This is a genomic window from Dictyobacter formicarum (assembly GCF_016587435.1).
The window spans coordinates 455,984-474,782 of sequence record NZ_BNJJ01000002.1 but is presented as its reverse complement, the minus strand read 5'-3'; the positions used below and the strand labels follow the sequence as shown (position 1 = coordinate 474,782).

Sequence of the window (18,799 nt, the reverse complement as noted above, 5' to 3'; positions counted from 1 at the left end):
ACGAACGAAGATGTTACAATGACCCACATCATAGCTCAGTTTAGAAGGAGTTGTTGCCATGGAGACATCGGCTCCCATTGGGAATCCTCTTGTTATCCTGAATCCGGCTGCCAATCGAGGCAATATGAAGGTGTATCGCAGTTTGTTGCAACGCTATCGAGATCAGCAGCGCATCGATTATATCGAGACGCGCCGACCCGGCGAGGCAAAAGATCTGGCCCAGCAAGCTGCGATGGCTAATCGAGAGGTAATTGTTGTTGGCGGCGACGGTACCGTTCATGAAGTTGTGAATGGATTATTGACTGCAGGTCGACGGGTTCCTCTAGGTATTGTGGCAGCTGGTTCTGCCAACGACTTTGCCTGTAATACGCTCAAACTTCCACGCCAGCCAGAGGAAGCGATTGAACGTGCGCTCAATGGACACCTGACCGATGTTGATGCGGGCCGGGTTAATGACACATACTTTGCCAACGGCTTTAGTATTGGTATGGATGCCGAGATTGGTGCGCTCACCAATCGCATGAAGAATATTCCCCTGATGAGTGGGGCGGGACTTTACTATGTAGCTGCGCTAAGACAGCTTATCTTTGGTTTTCACCGTTGTCCATGGCTTACTTTTCGCCTGGATGATGGGGCTGTCGAACAGACAACTGAAAAACGCTACGTCTTGATTGCTGTGACCAATGGGCCAGCTTATGGCGCTGGTTTTCACATTAATCCCAGGGCCGATTATGCTGATGGCCTGCTCGACATCTGCATTGTCGACTACACCCCGCTCTGGCGTGTGCTTCAACTGTTTCCGGGCGTCAAGCAAGGCAAACACGTGAATGAACCGGAAGTCACATTTTATCGGGCACGCAATATCCATATTGAAAGTAAGCAGCCCGTTACTTTGCAGGCTGATGGAGAAGAAGCGCGCGTAACTGCTGTTGATGCTGTGGTTCTGCCGGGAGCTTTGTGGATACGCCTGTAGCACGGTGATAGAGGGAACTACTCTGCAATAGAGTAGCTCCCGCCGTCAACTATGCATTCTGAGTGGATTTACCTGAAGAGGCGCGTAGCCGGCGTAAGTAATTGGCCAGGTGTGCATTGAAAGTCACTCCCTCATACCATTCAGGATAGATAGTATGCAAAGATTGAAAAGCCACCGGAATGACATATTGTGCAAACTGATTGATATCCATCGCTGTTAGCAATGAACGCAACTGCTCGGAAGAGGGAGCTCGCCAGTAGGTATTTGTTCCGGATTCAGTGGATACGTTGGTATATCCCAAAGCAAGGCATGTATCTTCCGCAACACCCAATACTGATGCGACCAGGCTTTCTCCACCCATCCATCGATGAATTGTGATAAGCAAATCATCATTGCTGAGTGCGAGTAAATCTGTCTGAACCTGCTTGGTGAAATTGCGAGATTGGTTGCTGGTTTTCATGAAGCGTCCTTCCTGATACCCGGTTGATCAATGTAAAATATAATCCGTTGTACAATTAATGAGAAAAAAATACAAAGTAGTATTGACTATCTTATAGCCATACGACTATTGCTTTGCCCTCTGGTTCTCCATGTGGAAACTGACAAATATAGGAGAAGATGGGCAAACTTGTAAAGGAAGTTATATGTAAATGGCCCAACCGTCAAGCGCACCGGCAGATATCTGCAGTTCGCACTTACGAATTGGGCCGTTTACATACAAGTATTATCTGTTTGTGCCAGCAAGCTGGCTACAGATTACCAGCGGGAGCGTCGGTCGCTAGAGCGGCTATCACGCTGTGCCTGGAAGCAATCGCTACAATAGACGGGGCGATCTTCGCGTGGCTGGAAAGGCACCTGGGCCTCATTGCCACAGCTAGCGCAGATAGCAGTATACATCTGACGTGGCTCACTGCGGTAGCCACCGCCATTGCCACCGCGGCTGTAACCGCCACGGCTCTGGCCACCGGCCTGCTGCTTACGTGCGGCGCGGCATGATGGGCAGCGGCTTGGGGAATTGGTCAGGCCACGGCTGGCATAAAATTCTTGCTCACCGGCGGTGAATGTAAACTCCTGGTTGCAATCGCGACAGTAAAGGGTTTGATCGGTGTATGACATGTCACATTCTCAATTCTTGGGGAAAACCCCTATGTTGTTATTAAACGCTCGCTATCGCGCTGCTTCCAATAGGCAAACTACCCTAAGCAATCACGCACCTACGGCGTTTTTTTATTATACACCAACTGTCTACCCCTTAGTGGAGAAAAGTAAGGAAGTACTAATCATATTTGTATTTTTTTATCTGCACACTCTCGCTTCCGGTAAAAGTGTATGCTTGCCTCTGACAAAAGGGAGTGTACAATTCTCACGACCATGGAAATTGCACACTCTCTACTAGATTGAATTGCGTATTGGTGTAGCTCTAAAAGCTGAGGGGCAGAGGTGGGCCAGCGAGCATTGCTCACATAAGGGTTTACGAGCGTCGCAGATGGCGCGGCCATGGAAAATAAGAAGGTGTGAGAGATCGAGCCAATCTTCTTTGGGCACAATCAGCATGAGCTCTTGTTCAATCTTGACGGGATCAGTGCTGGTTGTCCAGCCAAAACGCCGTGCCAGGCGCCCCACGTGGGTATCAACGACAAAACCAACCACAATACCAAAGGCATTGCCCAGCACAACATTGGCGGTTTTGCGTGCCACACCTGGCAGGGTCAGCAAATCCTCCATCGTACGTGGAACGTTTCCATCATAAGCAGTAATCAAACGCTGGCAGGTGGCACGAATATTTTTTGCCTTATTACGATAAAAGCCAGTAGAGCGGATATCCTGTTCAAGTTCCTCCTGTGCGGCGGCAGCAAAGGCTTCAACACTGGTATATTTCTTAAACAGTCTGGCGGTTACTATATTGACGCGCTCATCAGTACACTGTGCTGAAAGCTGGGTAGCAATCAATAACTCCAGCGGATTTGAGAAGTTTAGTGAACAAGCAGCCTCGGGATAGAGACGACGTAACTCTGCGATAATCGCTTGTACCTGTGCTGGTGAGCCGGGCTGTGGTCCTGTATAAATGGGTGCAGCGATGTTCATACTAATCGTAGTTTTCACGCTGGATGCGCAAGAGGTTGCGTAAAGCATCAGCCTGGCCTCGGTTCCAGGCGGCAGATCGAACTTCAGACCCAACAATGGGAAGAGAGCTCTTCTCGCGGATACGCGCTGCTCGCTCACGTTGCACAATTTCATGAATAAGTTGGCGCTCACTTAAGCGCCAGCCATGAAGTCTGGCTTGCTCTGACAACCACATAATACGCCCAAAACCAGCCTCATAATCTCGCTCTGCTGGATCATTGCGCATCGGTGTATTTTGCATATAGTGCCTCTATTGCAGAAAAATAATGGGACGAAATGCTCCTGATTAGATTGTAGTTCTACTGTCCCGATTATGTCAGAAAATAGGTTTACATGTCAAGAATAACTGTACCTGATTCATAACTTGCGAGGCTGCCTTTACCAATGAATGATAGTGCGAATTGATTGCAGATGGAACAGTTCTGCACCCCTTCGCTTATATAGCCGTAATATATATAACCTGGAATATATTAGTCTAAAAGCTGTGCAGTATGCTAGAATCAGGAGACAAGCATTTCTTTCAAGGTAAGTTGAAGGACTTATGGTAGAATCTTGCGGTTTATATGAAACGCACTCTTATAGATGCTCGTACTATTGTTGTAAACAGTGTTGCTGAATATAACAAAGTGGCACAGACAGCGAATTTGTACAACACGTCATATTGTTTTATAGAGGTCTCGTTAAATGATGTCAGGGAAGGAAGTTGAGCGTGGCTAAAAAAAAATTCACCAATGCAAATACTGACAGGGAAAAGTTGAAAAATGACCTGGCTGCCAGCATTTTACGTGAACGTAAACAGCCCAAAAATTTCAAAGAATTAGGTCTGCACACCCTGCGGAATCTGCCAGCGAACATCTCAATGGTTCAAGGTTTGATGAAAGCCGCGAACTGGAAATTAGCCCAACAAGAAGTGCTGGAAAACCTGAATAATACGGTTGTCATTGTCGGACAACCAAATACAGGCAAGAGCACATTGTTTAACACTTTAAAGGGGCAAAATCTGTCTCCAGCATCTTCACAGGCTGGTACAACTCGTACTCTGGTACGCACAGACTTCGGGCCTTTCACTCTTGTTGATACTCCGGGACATTTGCCTGATGTGATGGAAAGTGGAATGGATCAGGCCAGCGTGATTGTGTTCTTGATAGATGCATCGAAGGGCTTGCAGGCGGCCGATCGTGAATTGTATAACGTTATCAAACGCTTTGAAAAACCAACGATTGTGGCAGTCAACAAGATTGATGCGCTCAAAGGTGGCGAAGGCGGTGATCAACTGGCAACGGAAGTAGCTGTACAACTTGAAGCGCCTGGAGTGATTCCTGTATCAGCTAAAACCGGCGAGAATATTGCTGAGGAGCTCATTCCAGTCATTATCGAATCCAGCCCTGAGGCTGCACTGGCGATTGGGCGAGAGTTGCCTGCCTACAGGCGTGTGGCCGCTCAGCGCATTATCCGTAACTCAACCCTGGTCAGTTTAGCAGCAGGATTGGAGCCAATTCCGTTTGTTGATATTCCCATTTTGCTCGGCACACAGATTCGCCTGGTATTGCGCCTGGCTGCACTATATGGTGAGCAGATGGATAATGCGGATTCCAAGAAGCATGCGCGCGAACTGATTGCTACGATTGCCGGTGGTCTGGGATTGCGCTATCTGGCCCAACAGGCTGCCAAAGCCGTACCCTTTGGTGGCGACTTTGTGGCAGGTGCTATCGCTGGTGCCGCAACCTGGTCTATCGGTCAGGTTGCACTTGAGTATTATGAAGATAACAAACAGTTAAGTCCGAAACGTCTGCAACAACTTTATGAGAGCTTCTACCATCGTTTCCGTAAAGATACCAGGATGCAGGACTTACGGGAGCAGGCGTTAAGCGAACTAGAGACAGGCAAATCTGAATCATTATTAGAAGAGCCCGATCGTCGGCTCTTAGAGGAAGGAAGGGCTTAAGTCGTGCCTATGCTCTTTCCCTATGATCATTACGAGATGCTGAATGAGCCCTTTACCGTATATTATCCGGCGAGTGAGGAAGTACTTGCTCGCCAGATAACGGAAAAGATTGATAAGGCTGGCAAACAGCTCTCAAATCTTCTCCATATAGACCTGCCTGACTTTGAAGTCTTGCTGGTTGATATGGAGGATTGGCCTCTGGTGCCTCACAGTGAATCTGAAGAGGTTGATGCGCCCCATCCCTATATAACTGATCTTACTGCACCGCCGACGCTAGTAGTGCCTACTGAGCTTGATCCCATTTTCGGCGATATTACGCCAGAGAAGTTTGCTTTTATGCTTTATCATGAGCTTACAGTGGCATACCTCGAAGATGATCCACGCCCCTGGCCAGAAGTAGCACCGCTCTGGGCAGATGAATGGCAGTTTAAGTTTATTTCTCTCTGGCTCTCCCAGCAACTGGATGGAGTCCAGGGCCTGGTTAATAAAGATTTACATGACCAATATAGCGAAGCCTTTGAGCCAGAAGCTGACGGCAAAACGCCGGTAACTGTGCGAGGTTTTGATTGGTATGATGACACAACGCCAGAAGAGTATCTCACGTATGAACTATTGCTAGAGCAGTTGGCATCCGATCTTTTAGCTCGTTATGATATTTCGCTGATACAGCGTTTCTTGAACCTTTATCGAAACGAACATCCCGAGTTGTTGAGTGATCAGGTAACAAAGATGTTGGCGGAAGCCATAGGGCCTCAATCTGAAGAATGGTTAGAAGAATTAGTCTATTTTTAGCTCCTGCTATTAACAGCACTCCAGCTGGAATGTGGTTCTCTCTGTGAAAAGGGGGCATTGAGTTAGGATGCTCATGCCTTCTTTCTTTTTCTGTTTGGCAAAGCAGTACAAAGGATGGTAAAGTTGGAATTAGCATGGGCGCGGTCACCTTCATCGGTAATATTGAAACCAAATGAGATCCATATCTGGCGTGTTTTTGTAGATGAATGGATCGCGGCAATACCCGATTTGCAAAACGTTTTAAGTCCTGAAGAGCAAGCGCGAGCGCAACGATTTTATTTTGAGCGCGATCGACACAGTTCGATCATTGCTCGTGGTGTCCTGCGTGTATTACTGGGACGTTACTGCACTATTGATCCTGCGATGATACTTTTACATTATAATGAATTTGGCAAGCCCAATCTGACCATAGATGGTTCACCTTCCCCACTCTATTTTAACCTGGCTCACTCGCATACTACCATTGTTTACGCTTTTACCTATATCAATCATATTGGCATTGATATAGAGTATATGCGCACTAATGTTGAATATGAGGAAGTGGCACAGCATTATTTTTCGCCCCGTGAAAAAGAACAACTACAAGCCGTACCTACGGAACAAAAAATGCAAGCTTTTTTTGCTGGTTGGACCAGAAAAGAAGCCTATATCAAAGCTCGTGGTAAAGGTTTGTCAATTCCACTAAATTCTTTTGATGTCACGTTACAGCCTGACAAAGATCCTTGTTTACTGGATTGCCGTGAAGACCCTCTGGCCGTGAACCACTGGTCGCTCTATGCGCTTCCTCCAGATCCCCATTATGCTGGCGCACTTGCCCTGGATGGGACATGCGAGCACATACATTTCTGGCAGTTAACCTCACCCTTTTGAGCAGCATTCGCCTCCTCTATGCTTTTGGAAGCCATTCTAGTATAATGGCACTCAATTCATAGGGTGAACATGTGGATTTGAGATTTACGGTGCGAGAAGGAGCGCTATGTTATGTTTAATCGGGTAACCATTATAGGTCTGGGGCTCATTGGTGGTTCGATCGGGCTGGCTCTGAGGAAGGCCGGGGCGGCTAAACAGATCGCGGGTTATGATCTGGGCCGCGGAGTAAGTGCGCAAGCGTCCAAGATTGGAGCAATCGATCAAGCTTATGAGTGTATAGCGGATGCAGTGCGTGGGTCTGACCTGGTTATCTTAGCAACTCCTGTTGGCGCGGTACGAGCCTTGTTGCAAGCGATCGCCCCGGTATTAACGCCTGGCACTGTTGTTACCGATGTCTCCAGTACGAAATCTCAGGTCATCAACTGGGCCGAAGAATTTCTGCCAGAGCATGCCTCTTTTGTTGGTGGTCATCCCATGGCAGGGAAAGAAGTGAGTGGAGTGGAGGTTGCTGATGCCGACCTTTTCAAAGATTGCATTTACTGTCTGACACCTACCGTCCACACAAACTCAGCAGCTGTTAGCAAGGTCGCTGCCTTAATAGAAACCCTTGGGGCGCGTGTGCGTTTTCTAGATCCTGCAGAACATGATGGATTGGTAGCAGGCATCAGTCATCTACCATTCCTGGTTTCGACCGCCCTCATGGCCACTGTTGCTGATGATCCCACCTGGGGAGACGCTTCTCTTCTGGCCTCATCAGGTTTCCGAGATGCTACGCGTCTGGCGGCGGGTAATCCCGAAATGTATCGAGATATTTGCCTTACGAATAGTACCGCTATTGTACGCTGGTTGGACATTTATATCTCAAAACTTTCTGATTTGCGTGATCATATTACCACGCACGACAAATACATCAACGAATCATTCGCCAAAGCGCAGCAACAACGTCAACAGTGGCAAGCATCTCATCATCCCGATGAATAAAAGAAGAACAGGCAATCAAAGTATGTTGTTGCTGGCCGCATAATTATTCAACAGAGGCAGCTTGTTATATGCAACAGGCTCTCACTGTATAGCCGGTATTTTTCTGTCCTAAAATGCTTGACAATCTCTATTCCTTCTGGCATAATCATCGAGCTGTCAAAAAAGCGACAATCACCCGCCTCAGCGAGCGTGGGTGCTCCTGTCCGTTTGCATCAGTTGTGCTACGGTAAGGTAGCTCCTTTGGGATCAGATGTTTCCCCCATGAACGACCCAACGCAGATCTGCGTCCGCGGGTGTTTCAGGCCTTTTTGACCGGTGGTTGCCACGGCAACCGGGAGAAACAACGAATTTTCGGAGCCGAGCAAAAAGTGGTCGGAAAACCGCTTGACAAAGCACAATGGATATGCGATACTACAGCACACGAGACAAGCGAACGCAAAAAGAACAAACGCTTGTCCGATGATGAAACGCTGGTTTCGTCGATTGTGTACCTTGACAACTGAAGAGTGGAAAGCAGAACAGCAACTGGAACAACAATACAAGTAACCAGTTCCTGTCAATTCGGTCCCAGCGCAGTTCCCCTGCGATGGTGACCATAGAATCTGCGAAACATGCCAATGTTATGTAACTTGGCCATGATCGCAACTTACCATGCTGTTTCACATATCTTGCAGAGATATGTGTCTATAAAAAAACAATTGGATGGCGAGTTTGATCCTGGCTCAGGATAAACGCTGGCGGCGTGCCTAACACATGCAAGTCGAACGCCCTTAGCAATAAGGGAGTGGCGGACGGGTGAGCAACACGTGGGTTATCTGCCTCCGGGTGAGGAATACCGGCGAGAAATCGCCGACAATACCGCATAGGCTCTTCCACACGAAGAGCAAAGCCGGAAACGGCGCCGGGAGATGAGCCTGCGCTCGATTAGTTGGTTGGTGGGGTAATGGCCTACCAAGGCGACGATCGATAGCTGGTCTGAGAGGACGATCAGCCACACTGGGATTGAGAACGGCCCAGACTCCTACGGGGGGCAGCAGTGAGGAATTTTCGTCAATGGGGGCAACCCTGAACGAGCAACGCCGCGTGCAGGATGACGGCCTTCGGGTTGTAAACTGCTTTTCTCTGGGACGAGAACGGACGGTACCAGAGGAATCAGCCTCGGCTAACTACGTGCCAGCAGCCGCGGTAATACGTAGGAGGCGAGCGTTGTCCGGAGTTACTGGGCGTAAAGCGCACGCAGGCGGTCAGATAAGTCTGTGGTGACAGTCGTCGGCTCAACTGACGAAGGACGATGGAAACTGTCTGACTTGAGGGCTTCAGAGGGACACGGAATTCCGGGTGGAGTGGTGAAATGCGTAGATATCCGGAGGAACACCAATGGCGAAGGCAGTGTCCTGGGAAGCACCTGACGCTCAGGTGCGAAAGCTAGGGGAGCGAACAGGATTAGATACCCTGGTAGTCCTAGCCGTAAACGATGACCACTAGACGTTGGGGGTATCGACCCCTTCAGTGTCGTAGTTAACACAGTAAGTGGTCCGCCTGGGGAGTACGGTCGCAAGATTAAAACTCAAAGGAATTGACGGGGACCCGCACAAGCAGCGGAGCGTGTGGTTTAATTCGATGCAACGCGAAGAACCTTACCAAGGCTTGACATGGACCTGCACCAGCCGTAACGGGCTGTCTCTTCGGAGCGGGTTCACAGGTGCTGCATGGCTGTCGTCAGCTCGTGTCGTGAGATGTTGGGTTAAGTCCCGCAACGAGCGCAACCCCTGTCGTTAGTTGAACTTCTCTAACGAAACTGCCATTTCAAAATGGAGGAAGGCGGGGATGACGTCAAGTCAGCACGGCCCTTACGCCTTGGGCGACACACACGCTACAATGGTCAGGACAAAGAGTGGCCAACCCGCGAGGGGGAGCTAATCTCGTCAAACCTGGCCTCAGTTCAGATTGGAGGCTGCAACCCGCCTCCATGAAGTTGGAGTTGCTAGTAACCGTAGGTCAGCACACTACGGTGAATACGTTCCCGGGTCTTGTACACACCGCCCGTCACACCACGAAAGTTGGCAACACCTGAAGCCGCTGGGCTAACCCGTTTGGGGGGCAAGCGTCGAGGGTGGGGTCAGTGATTGGGGTGAAGTCGTAACAAGGTAGCCGTACCGGAAGGTGCGGCTGGATCACCTCCTTTCTAGGGAGCTTGGACAAGGGTTGGAAGATACTTCCAACGTACATGATTGTCCCACTTCCAGGTCGAACAGGACACGGTCGCTGTGTTGCCAGAAGCAAAGCTGGTTTCCACTCTTGAGCTGTTGGGGTACAGCGTCTACTCTCATGGGAGCATGATGGCCAACAGTGCACCCTGAACAATTGAATACGATCTATCTTCAATTTTGCTGAGCCAAGAAGGTCAGCCAGAGTTGAAGCAGAGGGTCGTCTGGTTGGAGTCATCCAACCAACGACACGAACAAGCATTCACATACATGATGAAGAAATGAAGAGAACAAGCTACACAGAGTACGAGGTGGATGCCTTGGCGCTAAAGACCGAAGAAGGACGCGGAGACCGGCGAAACGTTCGGGGGGAGCTGCATACAAGCGATGAACCCCGAGAATCCGAATGAGGCAACTCCTCCAGAGTGATGTCTGGAGACCGCCTGCTGAACACATAGGCAGTGACGGGGGGCAGTGGGTGAACTGAAACATCTCAGTAACTCGACGAACAGAAATCAACCGAGATTCCCGTAGTAGTGGCGAGCGAACCGGGAGGAGCCCAAACCAGTGGTTTTTCGGAACCAGTGGGGTTGTAGGACTGACAGCAAACACCGATGAACTACTTGAACACGCTGGAAAGCGTGACCAGAGCGAGTGAGAGTCTCGTAGAGGACGGTTTATTGGTGTGGGTCAGGATCCTGAGTACCACGAGACACGTGCAATCTTGTGGGAAGCTGGGGGGACCACCCTCCAAGGCTACACATCTTTAGCGACCGATAGCGAACAAGTACCGTGAGGGAAAGGTGAAAAGCACCCCGAGAGGGGGATGAAAGAGACCCTGAAACCACGTACTCACCAGCAGTCAGAGGCCACTGTAGCACGAGCTACCAAGGGCTGATGGCGTGCCTTTTGTAGAATGATCCGGCGAGTGCATCGTCGTAGCCTGGTTAACCAGCGCTAAAGCTGGGGAGCCCCAGGGCAACCGAGTCTGAAGAGGGCGGATGTTGCGGCGATGCGACCCGAAACCGTGTGAGCTATCCATGAGCAGAGTGAAGCGGATGTGACAGTCCGTCGAGGCTCGCACCCACCAGTGTTGCAAAACTGGGGGATGACTTGTGGATAGGGGAGAAATTCCAATCGAACACGGAGATAGCTGGTTCTCCCCGAAATGTATTGAGGTACAGCTGTATGTTGTACTATCCTGGAGGTAGAGCTCTGAATGGGCTAGGGGCCTCGTGCAGGTTACCAAACCCAAGCAAACTGCGAATGCCAGGACAGCATGCATGCAAGTGAGACGGCGGGGGCTAAGCTTCGTCGTCAAAAGGGAAACAGCCCAGACCATCGGCTAAGGTCTCCAAATCCATGCTTAGTGTCAAAGGGGGTCACAACGCCCAAACAGCCAGGATGTTGGCTTAGAAGCAGCCACCATTTAAAGAGTGCGTAATAGCTCACTGGTCGAGTGTCGTGGCACCGACAACGTATCGAGGCTCAAGTATGGTACCGAAGCCATGGAACCTGGTGAACAACCAGGTTGGTAGGGGAGCGTTCTGTTGGGCAGAGAAGCCAGACCGCGAGGACTGGTGGAGCGAACAGAAGTGAGAATGCCGGAATGAGTAGCGTCATGTCTGTGATAACCAGACACACCGAATGCCTGAGGGTTCCTGGGCACCGTCAATCGTCCCAGGGTGAGTCGGGTCCTAAGCCGAGGACGTCATCGTCGTAGGCGATGGAAAGCAGGTCAGAGATTCCTGCACCGGAGATGCTCGTTAGGAGCAATGGGGGGACGCGGTAAGGAAGGTGAGCCCATCGATTGGACAGGATGGGTCTGTGCGCTGAAGTGCGAAGCCGAGGCAAATCCCGGTTTCCTGTGCATGACACGTGCAGCGAGCGGACGACAAGTCCGCGGAAGTCATCGGCCCCTAGGCCGCCAAGAAAAGCCTCTCGCCAGAGTTGTCTCCGCCCGTACCGCACACCGACACAGGTAGGCAGGGGGAACACTCCCCAGGTGATCGAGCGACCCTCTGTTAAGGAACTCGGCAAATTGACCCCGTACCTTCGGAAGAAGGGGTGCCCTAGTAGCTTTCAGGCTTGCCTGGGGGTGAGGGGGTTGCAAGAAATTGGCTCAACCGACTGTTTACCAAAAACACAGGTCTCTGCGAACGCGCAAGCGGAAGTATAGGGGCTGACTCCTGCCCAGTGCCGGAAGGTTACGAGGAGCGGTGCACGTAGCTGCGAATCTAAGCCCCGGTGAACGGCGGCCGTAACTATAACGGTCCTAAGGTAGCGAAATTCCTTGTCGGGTAAGTTCCGACCCGCACGAAAGGAGTAACGAGTTGAGCACTGTCTCGACAGAGGACTCGGCGAAATTGAAGTACCCGTGAAGATACGGGTTACCCACGACAGGACAAAAAGACCCCGTGGAGCTTTACTACACCTTGACCCGGAAACGAGGCAGAGCGTGCGTAGCATAGGTGGGAGTCGGAGAACCTATCCTTGTGGGGGTAGGGGAGACAGCAGTGAAATACCACTCTCGGTGTGTTTTGTTTCTCACACGTCACCGTGAGCCGGGACGTGGACAGGATCAGGCGGGTAGTTTGACTGGGGCGGTCGCCTCCCAAAGGGTAACGGAGGCGCCCAAAGGTTCCCTCAGGGTGGATGGACATCACCCATGAGAGTGTAAAGGCACAAGGGAGCTTGACTGCAAGACGGACAGGTCGAGCAGGGACGAAAGTCGGGCTTAGTGATCCCACATTCCCGAGTGGAAGGAGTGTGGCTCAACGGATAAAAGCTACCCCGGGGATAACAGGCTTATCTTGCCCAAGAGTTCACATCGACGGCAAGGTTTGGCACCTCGATGTCGGCTCGTCGCATCCTGGGGCTGGAGTAGGTCCCAAGGGTTGGGCTGTTCGCCCATGAAAGCGGCACGCGAGCTGGGTTCAGAACGTCGCGAGACAGTTCGGTCTCTATCCGTCGTGGGCGAAGGAGAATTGAGGGGCGTCATCTCCAGTACGAGAGGACCGAGATGGCTCGACCGCTGGTGTGCCAGTTGGCCTGCCCGGGCCAGAGCTGGATAGCTATGTCGAGAAGGGATAAGCGCTGAAAGCATCTAAGCGCGAAGCCGCACCCAAGACGAGTTCTCCCATCACATACGTGTGATCAAGATCCCAGGAAGACGACCTGGTGGATAGACGACACGTGGACACCTGGTAACAGGCGGAGCGAAGTCGCCCTAATGATCGTACGGCTTGTTTCACCCATTGTATCTTCATCGTGGAGCGCGTGAGTGCCCTCGGCTTCAGCTCGGCTGACTGCTGGCTCGGCAAAATTGAGGATAGATCGTATGCAGTTGTGCACAACCAGAGAGATCTTACTTGGCAGAAGTAAGGTCTTTTTTGTTTGCATAAAAGCTGACACACTGGGAATTTATAGGTGATAGATCCTATTAAAGCATAATTTTTGATCGCCCCTTTGTCATAGCGGACAACCTCCGGTATAATGATCACAACCATATATACTATGTCTCACCTCGAGAGAGATAATTATACCTTAAATTAAATGAGGTCTGATAAAGAGAGGTCCAGGAATGTATTATCGTTCCCTATATATACATACGCGCCGTTTTAGTGCTACTCTCCTATGCATCTGTGTTGCAGTTCTGATGTTGGCTGGCTGTGGTGCTGGAAGTGGAACGATGCTGCTTACAAATGGCAAGCCTACCCTCTCGGCGCAGCAGAATTTGACCATACCTCTAATCGGTATGACCGACACTCCCTCTTTCAATCCAACCGATCAGCCGGATGCCAGTACCAAAATACTGATGAATATGCTTTACAGCGGTCTCGTTCGCACCGACAAAAACCTTCAAGTGATACCTGACCAGGCTACATGGACAATCTCTGCTGACCAGAAACAATATATATTTCATCTAAAGCCACAGATCATGTTTGGGGATGGTAGTCCTGTAACGGCTCAAACCTATATTGACTCCTGGACATATGCAGCACGGCCATCAAATCAATCGCCACTTGTTTCCAGGCTGATGTATGCTATTGTTGGTGCTCGTGATATACATGAAGGTCATGCTCAAACGCTCGCGGGCGTCAAAGCTATTGATGAACATACCATCCAGGTTACACTAAGCAAGCCAACACCATACTTCCTGGCAGCCCTGGCCGATCCTCTTTTTATGCCCATCAACCAGAAATATTTACATTCGTATAGTCAGAAGGCGACGGCGATTACTGCCGCTCAGCAAGGGCTTGGTACGGGACCTTTTGTTGTGAAAGATGTAACGGGCGCAGTTAAAATGACGCTGATACCCAACTCGCACTATTATGGCCATAAGTTGATTACTCAACAGGTTAATGTTTATTTTGTCAATGATCCCCGGGTCGCTTATATCGCCAACCGGGCAGGTCGTTATGATCTTGTTTGGGACCTGGAGCAGCAGGATCAGCAGCCTGCAGTGAAGCTGGCTGGTTTTGTACGTACTGAATTGTTACAGACAGATACTTTATTTTTCGATACCAGCAAAGCACCTTTTAACGCTGTTTCTGTACGCCAGGCTTTTGCTCAATCCCTTGATAAACAAAATTTTGCTCATACAGTAATGCAGGATTCTGTTGCTCCAGCTGAAACACTGCTACCTCCTGATATGCCTGGATATCAGGAGCAGAAGCCAACCTTTGCAGCTTCTAAAGCGCGGGCGCTACTGAAAACAGCCTATCCAGATGTTTCTAAATTTCCGACTGTGACTTTTGCCTATCCAGATTCTCAGGTTTCGCCAACGATGGCCCAATCCTTGCAGAACATGTGGCAGAAGTCTCTGGGCATTCAGATCAATTTGAGGCCGTTAGAAGATATGGCTTATCAACAAGCCCTGGCCGATCATAGTATTCAATTTGGTTTTATCTCCTGGCACGCAGAGATAGCAGACCCATACTTTTTTGCGGAAAAATTTCTTTCCGACTCAAAACAGAATGTCTCGCAGTGGCACAATCCTGCCTATGATCAGCTCATAGAACAGGCTGAGAATGCCACCGGCAGCCAACGTCTGGCTTTGTACCACGAGGCTGAACAGAAAATACTTACCAACGCCATCGTAATTCCTCTGGATCATCAGCAGCTAGCCGCCTTAATTCCCAACTGGCTGCAGGGGATCTCGATCAATAGCAACGGACTGTATTTTGGGGACTGGTCTGACGTCGCAATTCTAAACCATAAGGAATAATTGAGCATAATCTTCATGGACCTCTTCTTCATCACCAATGAAGAAGAGGTCTATTTATGTCGGCCCACTCGACGTTAGCTTTGAGAGGGTGTTAGAATGCAAAGGAGTATCCCAGAGAATAGGTTCTGATTACCGTCATACAGAAGCAAAAATATGTGCATCGCTGTGGCGGCTGGGAGTGATCTAAAATGAATTTGGAAGAGAGAACATGTATCTAGATAAACCTCTACAAGAATACCTTGATGATCTGGCCTCGTCAAAGTCCACGCCAGGAGGCGGCTCTACCGCGGCCTTAAGTGGGGCAATGGGATCGGCATTGGCCTGTATGGTTTCCAGACTGACGCTGAGCAAGGCTGATTACGCGGATGTACATGCCGACATCGAAACGATCCTGACGCAGACTGAACAGCTTCGTACGCGCTTTCAAGAGCTCATGCAAGCTGATATAGATGCTTATGATAAACTTTCAGCCAGTTTTAAATTACCACGAGCAACCGCGGAAGAAAAAGCTGCTCGCACACAGGCTATTCAGGCTGGTTTGGTAGATGCTGCCCTGGTACCACTGGAGATGGCCGAGTGTGCAGCCGAGTTAGTCCAGCACTGCCAGCGCATTGCTGAGATTGGTAATAAGAACGTCTTGAGCGATATCGCAACCGCTTCCATGATGGCTTCTGGTGCCGGAACAGGCGCCGCCTGGATGGTGCGCACTAACCTGAATGCCATGAAGGACGCTGAACGTGTTAGCGCATTGAATAGTCGTTTGAATGCTGCCCTGGACACCATCTCGGCTGGCAGTCAGCGCGTGGTTGCTATTGTAGGAGAAAGAGCGTGACAGCAGCAATACTCAACGGGCGCACGATGAGCGCTGAATTGAAAGTCGAGCTGCGCGAAGAAGTACAGCGCTATGAACAAAAGCATGGGCATGCACCAGGATTAGTAATTGTGCGCGTTGAAGGTGATGCAGCATCCGGCTTTTATAGCAAAGCAATTTTAAAGATTGCCAGAGAGATTGGTGTTGAAGCGCGCCTGGATCTGTTGCCTGAGCAAACAACTGCTGAGGAACTACATACAGCTCTGGTGCGTCTAAACCGCGATGACAGAGTGCATGGAATTATTGTGCAGATGCCTTTACCAACCCATCTCTCTCAAGATCTTGTCGCAAACACGATTGCACCTGAAAAGGATATCGATGGTATCAGCCCGATCAGTGCAGGCAACCTTTGTCTGGGACTTCCCAGCTTCCAGCCATCTACAGCTGCGGCTGTGATGGAGATTTTAGAACGCGGCAATATTCAGTTAGAAGGAAAACACGTAGTTGTGCTGGGGCGGAGTAATGTAGTTGGAAAGCCGCTGGCTTTACTATTGCTACAGAAAAACGCAACTGTAACGATCTGCCATTCTCGCACACCTGATCTTGCATCTTTCACCAGGCAAGCAGATGTGCTGGTTGCAGCCGTGGGCCGTGCAACCATGGTCAAGGCAGAAATGGTACGTCCGGGGGCAACTGTCATTGACGTTGGTATCAACGCCTTGCCGGAAGGCGGTATGGTGGGTGATGTAGATTATACCGCAGTGCAAGAGATCGCAGGCGCTATCACTCCTGTGCCTGGTGGTGTAGGGCCTTTAACCAATGCATTGTTACTGAAGCAATGTATAGCTGCAGCCTGGCAACAGGCAGAGAAACGCGCACAAACGCGCTAGCCAGTTTTTATGCCGTGCATTTCGTTGCCGGCCAGATATATGTGTCAGGATTTAGAGCAACCAGCCTTAACTACCATAAGGCTGGTTGCTCTATTCCCCATATAAGCTCAGATTTACTCTGCTTCTGGCAACGTAAACCAGAAGGTCGTACCCTGGTATGAAGATCTTGTTCAGTGAGTTGGTGCTGTCGATGTGCTCGTTCAAATTGCTCATTAATAACTGTATGAAGCCGAGTTGCATCTCCAAACGCGGTATCGAAACTATTGATAATCTGTTTATCTTTTTCTTTATATATTTCTGGATTTGCTCCAATCCAACGATGGCAGGTATGTATATAGTTAAAGAGCGCAACAAGAAACATATAGCGTTTTCCTAGCAACCGCTGTAACTCTTTACGGCAACCAGCCGAGGCATGAGTATGGTATAAAAAGAGATGAACTATGCAGGCGAAAAACATCAACTCAAGGCTCTTATCGTTTTTTGGCCAGTTATCTAATGTCTCTGGTATGGCACGCAACTGCTGCACATGCTGATCAATTTGTTGCGCCGTAGGAAGTGGTGTTTGTAGCAAGGCAACTATTTCGGATTCACTTACACCATATTTTTTGAGCATAATACAATGACTACGTAAGTCGTAAGGCATGTCGCAAGAATACGATATATATAGAAAAAATTTTTCTTTAAGTACAGGTGGAAGAGGATTATTGATGTACATTGCACGAGTTTGCTGCCATAAAGCGTGTAGCAGATCATGATCTGCCTTTACAGCAACAAAAACAGGAGGAACAAAGCCAAAGTAATGCCTGATTTGATTAAACACAGGATTGGTTGTTTTTTTATCAGGATTGAACATGCTTACCTCCCCCACTAAAATCTATTACCCCAGAGTGCGATGAAGTGTCATAAAGCCAACAATATTACATTTCACAAACACTATAGCTATTATTTTTATCGAATATTTGTTCTGGTTAAAAGCCTTTTTGAAGATCACACGTTCACAGATCAGTTTTCCGTCCAATGCACCTGGAAAAGTAGCGACAATGATTTTGGCTGCTCTCTTTGTATGATAACGATTGAGGCATGTTAATTAGATGCATGCTGTATGAGAGGGGTGAGCACACATCTAATGTGGAGCGCAAAGATTATTGGATGAGAGGTGAAGTAATAATCCGGCCTGTCAGGCTTTACCCGACTGACGTCGGCGGGCAGCTGCTGCCTTCTTGCGTCGTTCACGACGATGGCGAATCTGGATCGCAAGTTGTTCAGCTGTAAGTTTCTGCTGCTCAGGCTCTTCTGAAACTATTGGCTGATGGACTGGCGTTGAAGTGCGGCGAGAACGACGGCGTGAGGCTGCCAATGTCTGTAAGAGTATCAGCAGAAGCACGGCGGCAGCCAATAGCAGCACTATGGTGTAGAGTGGTACAACGATAGCTGCCATCGACTCTGGAAAAAAACCTGTCGAGATGCCTAGATTAAGAAGAAGAACCACCCCAAGTAAGCTATACTCTATACCTGTTAAGATACCAACCTGCTTGTACCAGGCAGTCTTATCACCACGGGCACGCATCAACCGCATGCGCTTCTGCCCAATATAGCAGTTATAGAGCCCCATAGCAATAAAAAGCACACTAATAATGGCCGTAAAACGGGGATCGAGATGAATCATGCAATGTTACTCCTGGATGACAGCCTTAGAACCGGCTCAAGCGGTCCCTGCTTAAGCCAGCTCATTAAAATACCATCAACATTGTTATCAGAGATTATGCTGATATGATACAACTTTTTGTCCGTCGCGGGAGTACATTTTGACTCTTCATTTGAGTCGTTATATCCTGGTGATTATCTGAGTAATAGCGACCGGTATTGTCGGATGCGGTTGTGACATTCGTGGCACTTTATAGGTAAGCGCAATAATGCATAATAGCTCGTGAAGTGGATGAATGCCAGAGTTTTTGGTTGCACTGGGAAATTGGGAT

The 18,799-nt window shown here is 49.4% G+C and carries 14 protein-coding genes and 2 rRNA genes; 10 read left to right on the top strand and 6 right to left on the bottom strand.

What is annotated here, in order from left to right:
* The first annotated feature begins 58 nt into the window (after window positions 1-58).
* On the top strand, window positions 59-973 hold the full coding sequence (locus JMI88_RS04585) for a diacylglycerol/lipid kinase family protein (protein WP_201360553.1): 915 nt from the start codon (window positions 59-61) through the stop codon (window positions 971-973).
* A gap of 49 nt (window positions 974-1,022) precedes the next feature.
* On the opposite strand, the gene JMI88_RS04580 is transcribed toward JMI88_RS04585, so the two are convergent.
* The 4 genes from JMI88_RS04580 to JMI88_RS04565 form a co-directional block, all read right to left on the bottom strand.
* The gene (locus JMI88_RS04580; RefSeq protein WP_201360552.1) at window positions 1,023-1,433 is read right to left on the bottom strand and encodes a hypothetical protein; all 411 of its coding nucleotides are present in this window, start codon (window positions 1,431-1,433) and stop codon (window positions 1,023-1,025) included.
* A 296-nt stretch (window positions 1,434-1,729) separates the two neighbouring features.
* The gene (locus tag JMI88_RS04575) at window positions 1,730-2,089 is read right to left on the bottom strand and encodes a zinc-ribbon domain containing protein (protein WP_201360551.1); all 360 of its coding nucleotides are present in this window, start codon (window positions 2,087-2,089) and stop codon (window positions 1,730-1,732) included.
* 276 nt (window positions 2,090-2,365) lie between these two features.
* Window positions 2,366-3,058: an endonuclease III gene (gene nth / locus JMI88_RS04570; protein WP_201360550.1), complete on the bottom strand. Its 693-nt coding sequence runs from the start codon at window positions 3,056-3,058 to the stop codon at window positions 2,366-2,368.
* A gap of 1 nt (window position 3,059) precedes the next feature.
* The gene (locus tag JMI88_RS04565) at window positions 3,060-3,338 is read right to left on the bottom strand and encodes a hypothetical protein (protein ID WP_201360549.1); all 279 of its coding nucleotides are present in this window, start codon (window positions 3,336-3,338) and stop codon (window positions 3,060-3,062) included.
* Between the two features lie 468 nt (window positions 3,339-3,806).
* On the opposite strand from JMI88_RS04565, the gene JMI88_RS04560 reads away from it, so the two are divergent.
* The 9 genes from JMI88_RS04560 to JMI88_RS04520 all read left to right on the top strand — a co-directional run bounded on the left by JMI88_RS04560 (window position 3,807) and on the right by JMI88_RS04520 (window position 16,823).
* Complete coding sequence (locus tag JMI88_RS04560; protein WP_201360548.1) at window positions 3,807-5,042, top strand: GTP-binding protein; 1,236 nt, start codon at window positions 3,807-3,809, stop codon at window positions 5,040-5,042.
* 3 nt (window positions 5,043-5,045) lie between these two features.
* Window positions 5,046-5,834 carry a hypothetical protein gene (locus tag JMI88_RS04555; protein ID WP_201360547.1) on the top strand — a complete coding sequence of 263 codons (789 nt, stop codon included), beginning with the start codon at window positions 5,046-5,048 and terminating at the stop codon, window positions 5,832-5,834.
* 123 nt (window positions 5,835-5,957) lie between these two features.
* On the top strand, window positions 5,958-6,704 hold the full coding sequence (locus JMI88_RS04550; protein ID WP_201360546.1) for a 4'-phosphopantetheinyl transferase family protein: 747 nt from the start codon (window positions 5,958-5,960) through the stop codon (window positions 6,702-6,704).
* Window positions 6,705-6,815: 111 nt separating this feature from the next.
* Window positions 6,816-7,685: a prephenate dehydrogenase gene (locus tag JMI88_RS04545; RefSeq protein WP_201360545.1), complete on the top strand. Its 870-nt coding sequence runs from the start codon at window positions 6,816-6,818 to the stop codon at window positions 7,683-7,685.
* 699 nt (window positions 7,686-8,384) lie between these two features.
* Window positions 8,385-9,870, top strand: a 16S ribosomal RNA gene (locus JMI88_RS04540).
* Window positions 9,871-10,180: 310 nt separating this feature from the next.
* Window positions 10,181-13,145: ribosomal RNA gene (locus tag JMI88_RS04535) — 23S ribosomal RNA — on the top strand.
* Together the 16S and 23S rRNA genes form the textbook arrangement of a ribosomal RNA operon.
* Before the next feature lie 438 nt (window positions 13,146-13,583).
* Complete coding sequence (locus JMI88_RS04530; protein WP_201360544.1) at window positions 13,584-15,122, top strand: peptide ABC transporter substrate-binding protein; 1,539 nt, start codon at window positions 13,584-13,586, stop codon at window positions 15,120-15,122.
* A gap of 208 nt (window positions 15,123-15,330) precedes the next feature.
* A complete protein-coding gene (locus JMI88_RS04525; RefSeq protein ID WP_201360543.1) occupies window positions 15,331-15,954 on the top strand; it encodes a cyclodeaminase/cyclohydrolase family protein in 624 nt (207 codons plus the stop codon).
* Window positions 15,951-16,823, top strand: coding sequence for a bifunctional 5,10-methylenetetrahydrofolate dehydrogenase/5,10-methenyltetrahydrofolate cyclohydrolase (locus tag JMI88_RS04520; RefSeq protein ID WP_201360542.1), 873 nt, complete (start codon window positions 15,951-15,953; stop codon window positions 16,821-16,823). The genes JMI88_RS04525 and JMI88_RS04520 overlap by 4 nt, the downstream gene beginning before the upstream one ends.
* A gap of 70 nt (window positions 16,824-16,893) precedes the next feature.
* Here the strand turns inward: JMI88_RS04520 and JMI88_RS04515 are convergent, their stop codons facing one another.
* Window positions 16,894-17,676 carry a carboxymuconolactone decarboxylase family protein gene (locus JMI88_RS04515; RefSeq protein ID WP_201360541.1) on the bottom strand — a complete coding sequence of 261 codons (783 nt, stop codon included), beginning with the start codon at window positions 17,674-17,676 and terminating at the stop codon, window positions 16,894-16,896.
* 324 nt (window positions 17,677-18,000) lie between these two features.
* Window positions 18,001-18,489: a hypothetical protein gene (locus tag JMI88_RS04510; protein WP_201360540.1), complete on the bottom strand. Its 489-nt coding sequence runs from the start codon at window positions 18,487-18,489 to the stop codon at window positions 18,001-18,003.
* Window positions 18,490-18,799 lie beyond the last annotated feature (310 nt).

Excerpts from the sequence above, each read along its gene's own strand:
- JMI88_RS04580 (WP_201360552.1), bottom strand. The coding sequence starts at position 1,433 with ATGAAAACCAGCAACCAATCTCGCAATTTCACCAAGCAGGTTCAGACA.
- JMI88_RS04530 (WP_201360544.1), top strand. The coding sequence starts at position 13,584 with ATGCTGCTTACAAATGGCAAGCCTACCCTCTCGGCGCAGCAGAATTTG.
- JMI88_RS04515 (WP_201360541.1), bottom strand. The coding sequence starts at position 17,676 with ATGTTCAATCCTGATAAAAAAACAACCAATCCTGTGTTTAATCAAATC.
- JMI88_RS04510 (WP_201360540.1), bottom strand. The coding sequence starts at position 18,489 with ATGATTCATCTCGATCCCCGTTTTACGGCCATTATTAGTGTGCTTTTT.
- JMI88_RS04545 (WP_201360545.1), top strand. The coding sequence starts at position 6,816 with ATGTTTAATCGGGTAACCATTATAGGTCTGGGGCTCATTGGTGGTTCG.
- JMI88_RS04565 (WP_201360549.1), bottom strand. The coding sequence starts at position 3,338 with ATGCAAAATACACCGATGCGCAATGATCCAGCAGAGCGAGATTATGAG.
- JMI88_RS04525 (WP_201360543.1), top strand. The coding sequence starts at position 15,331 with ATGTATCTAGATAAACCTCTACAAGAATACCTTGATGATCTGGCCTCG.
- JMI88_RS04575 (WP_201360551.1), bottom strand. The coding sequence starts at position 2,089 with ATGTCATACACCGATCAAACCCTTTACTGTCGCGATTGCAACCAGGAG.
- nth (WP_201360550.1), bottom strand. The coding sequence starts at position 3,058 with ATGAACATCGCTGCACCCATTTATACAGGACCACAGCCCGGCTCACCA.
- JMI88_RS04585 (WP_201360553.1), top strand. The coding sequence starts at position 59 with ATGGAGACATCGGCTCCCATTGGGAATCCTCTTGTTATCCTGAATCCG.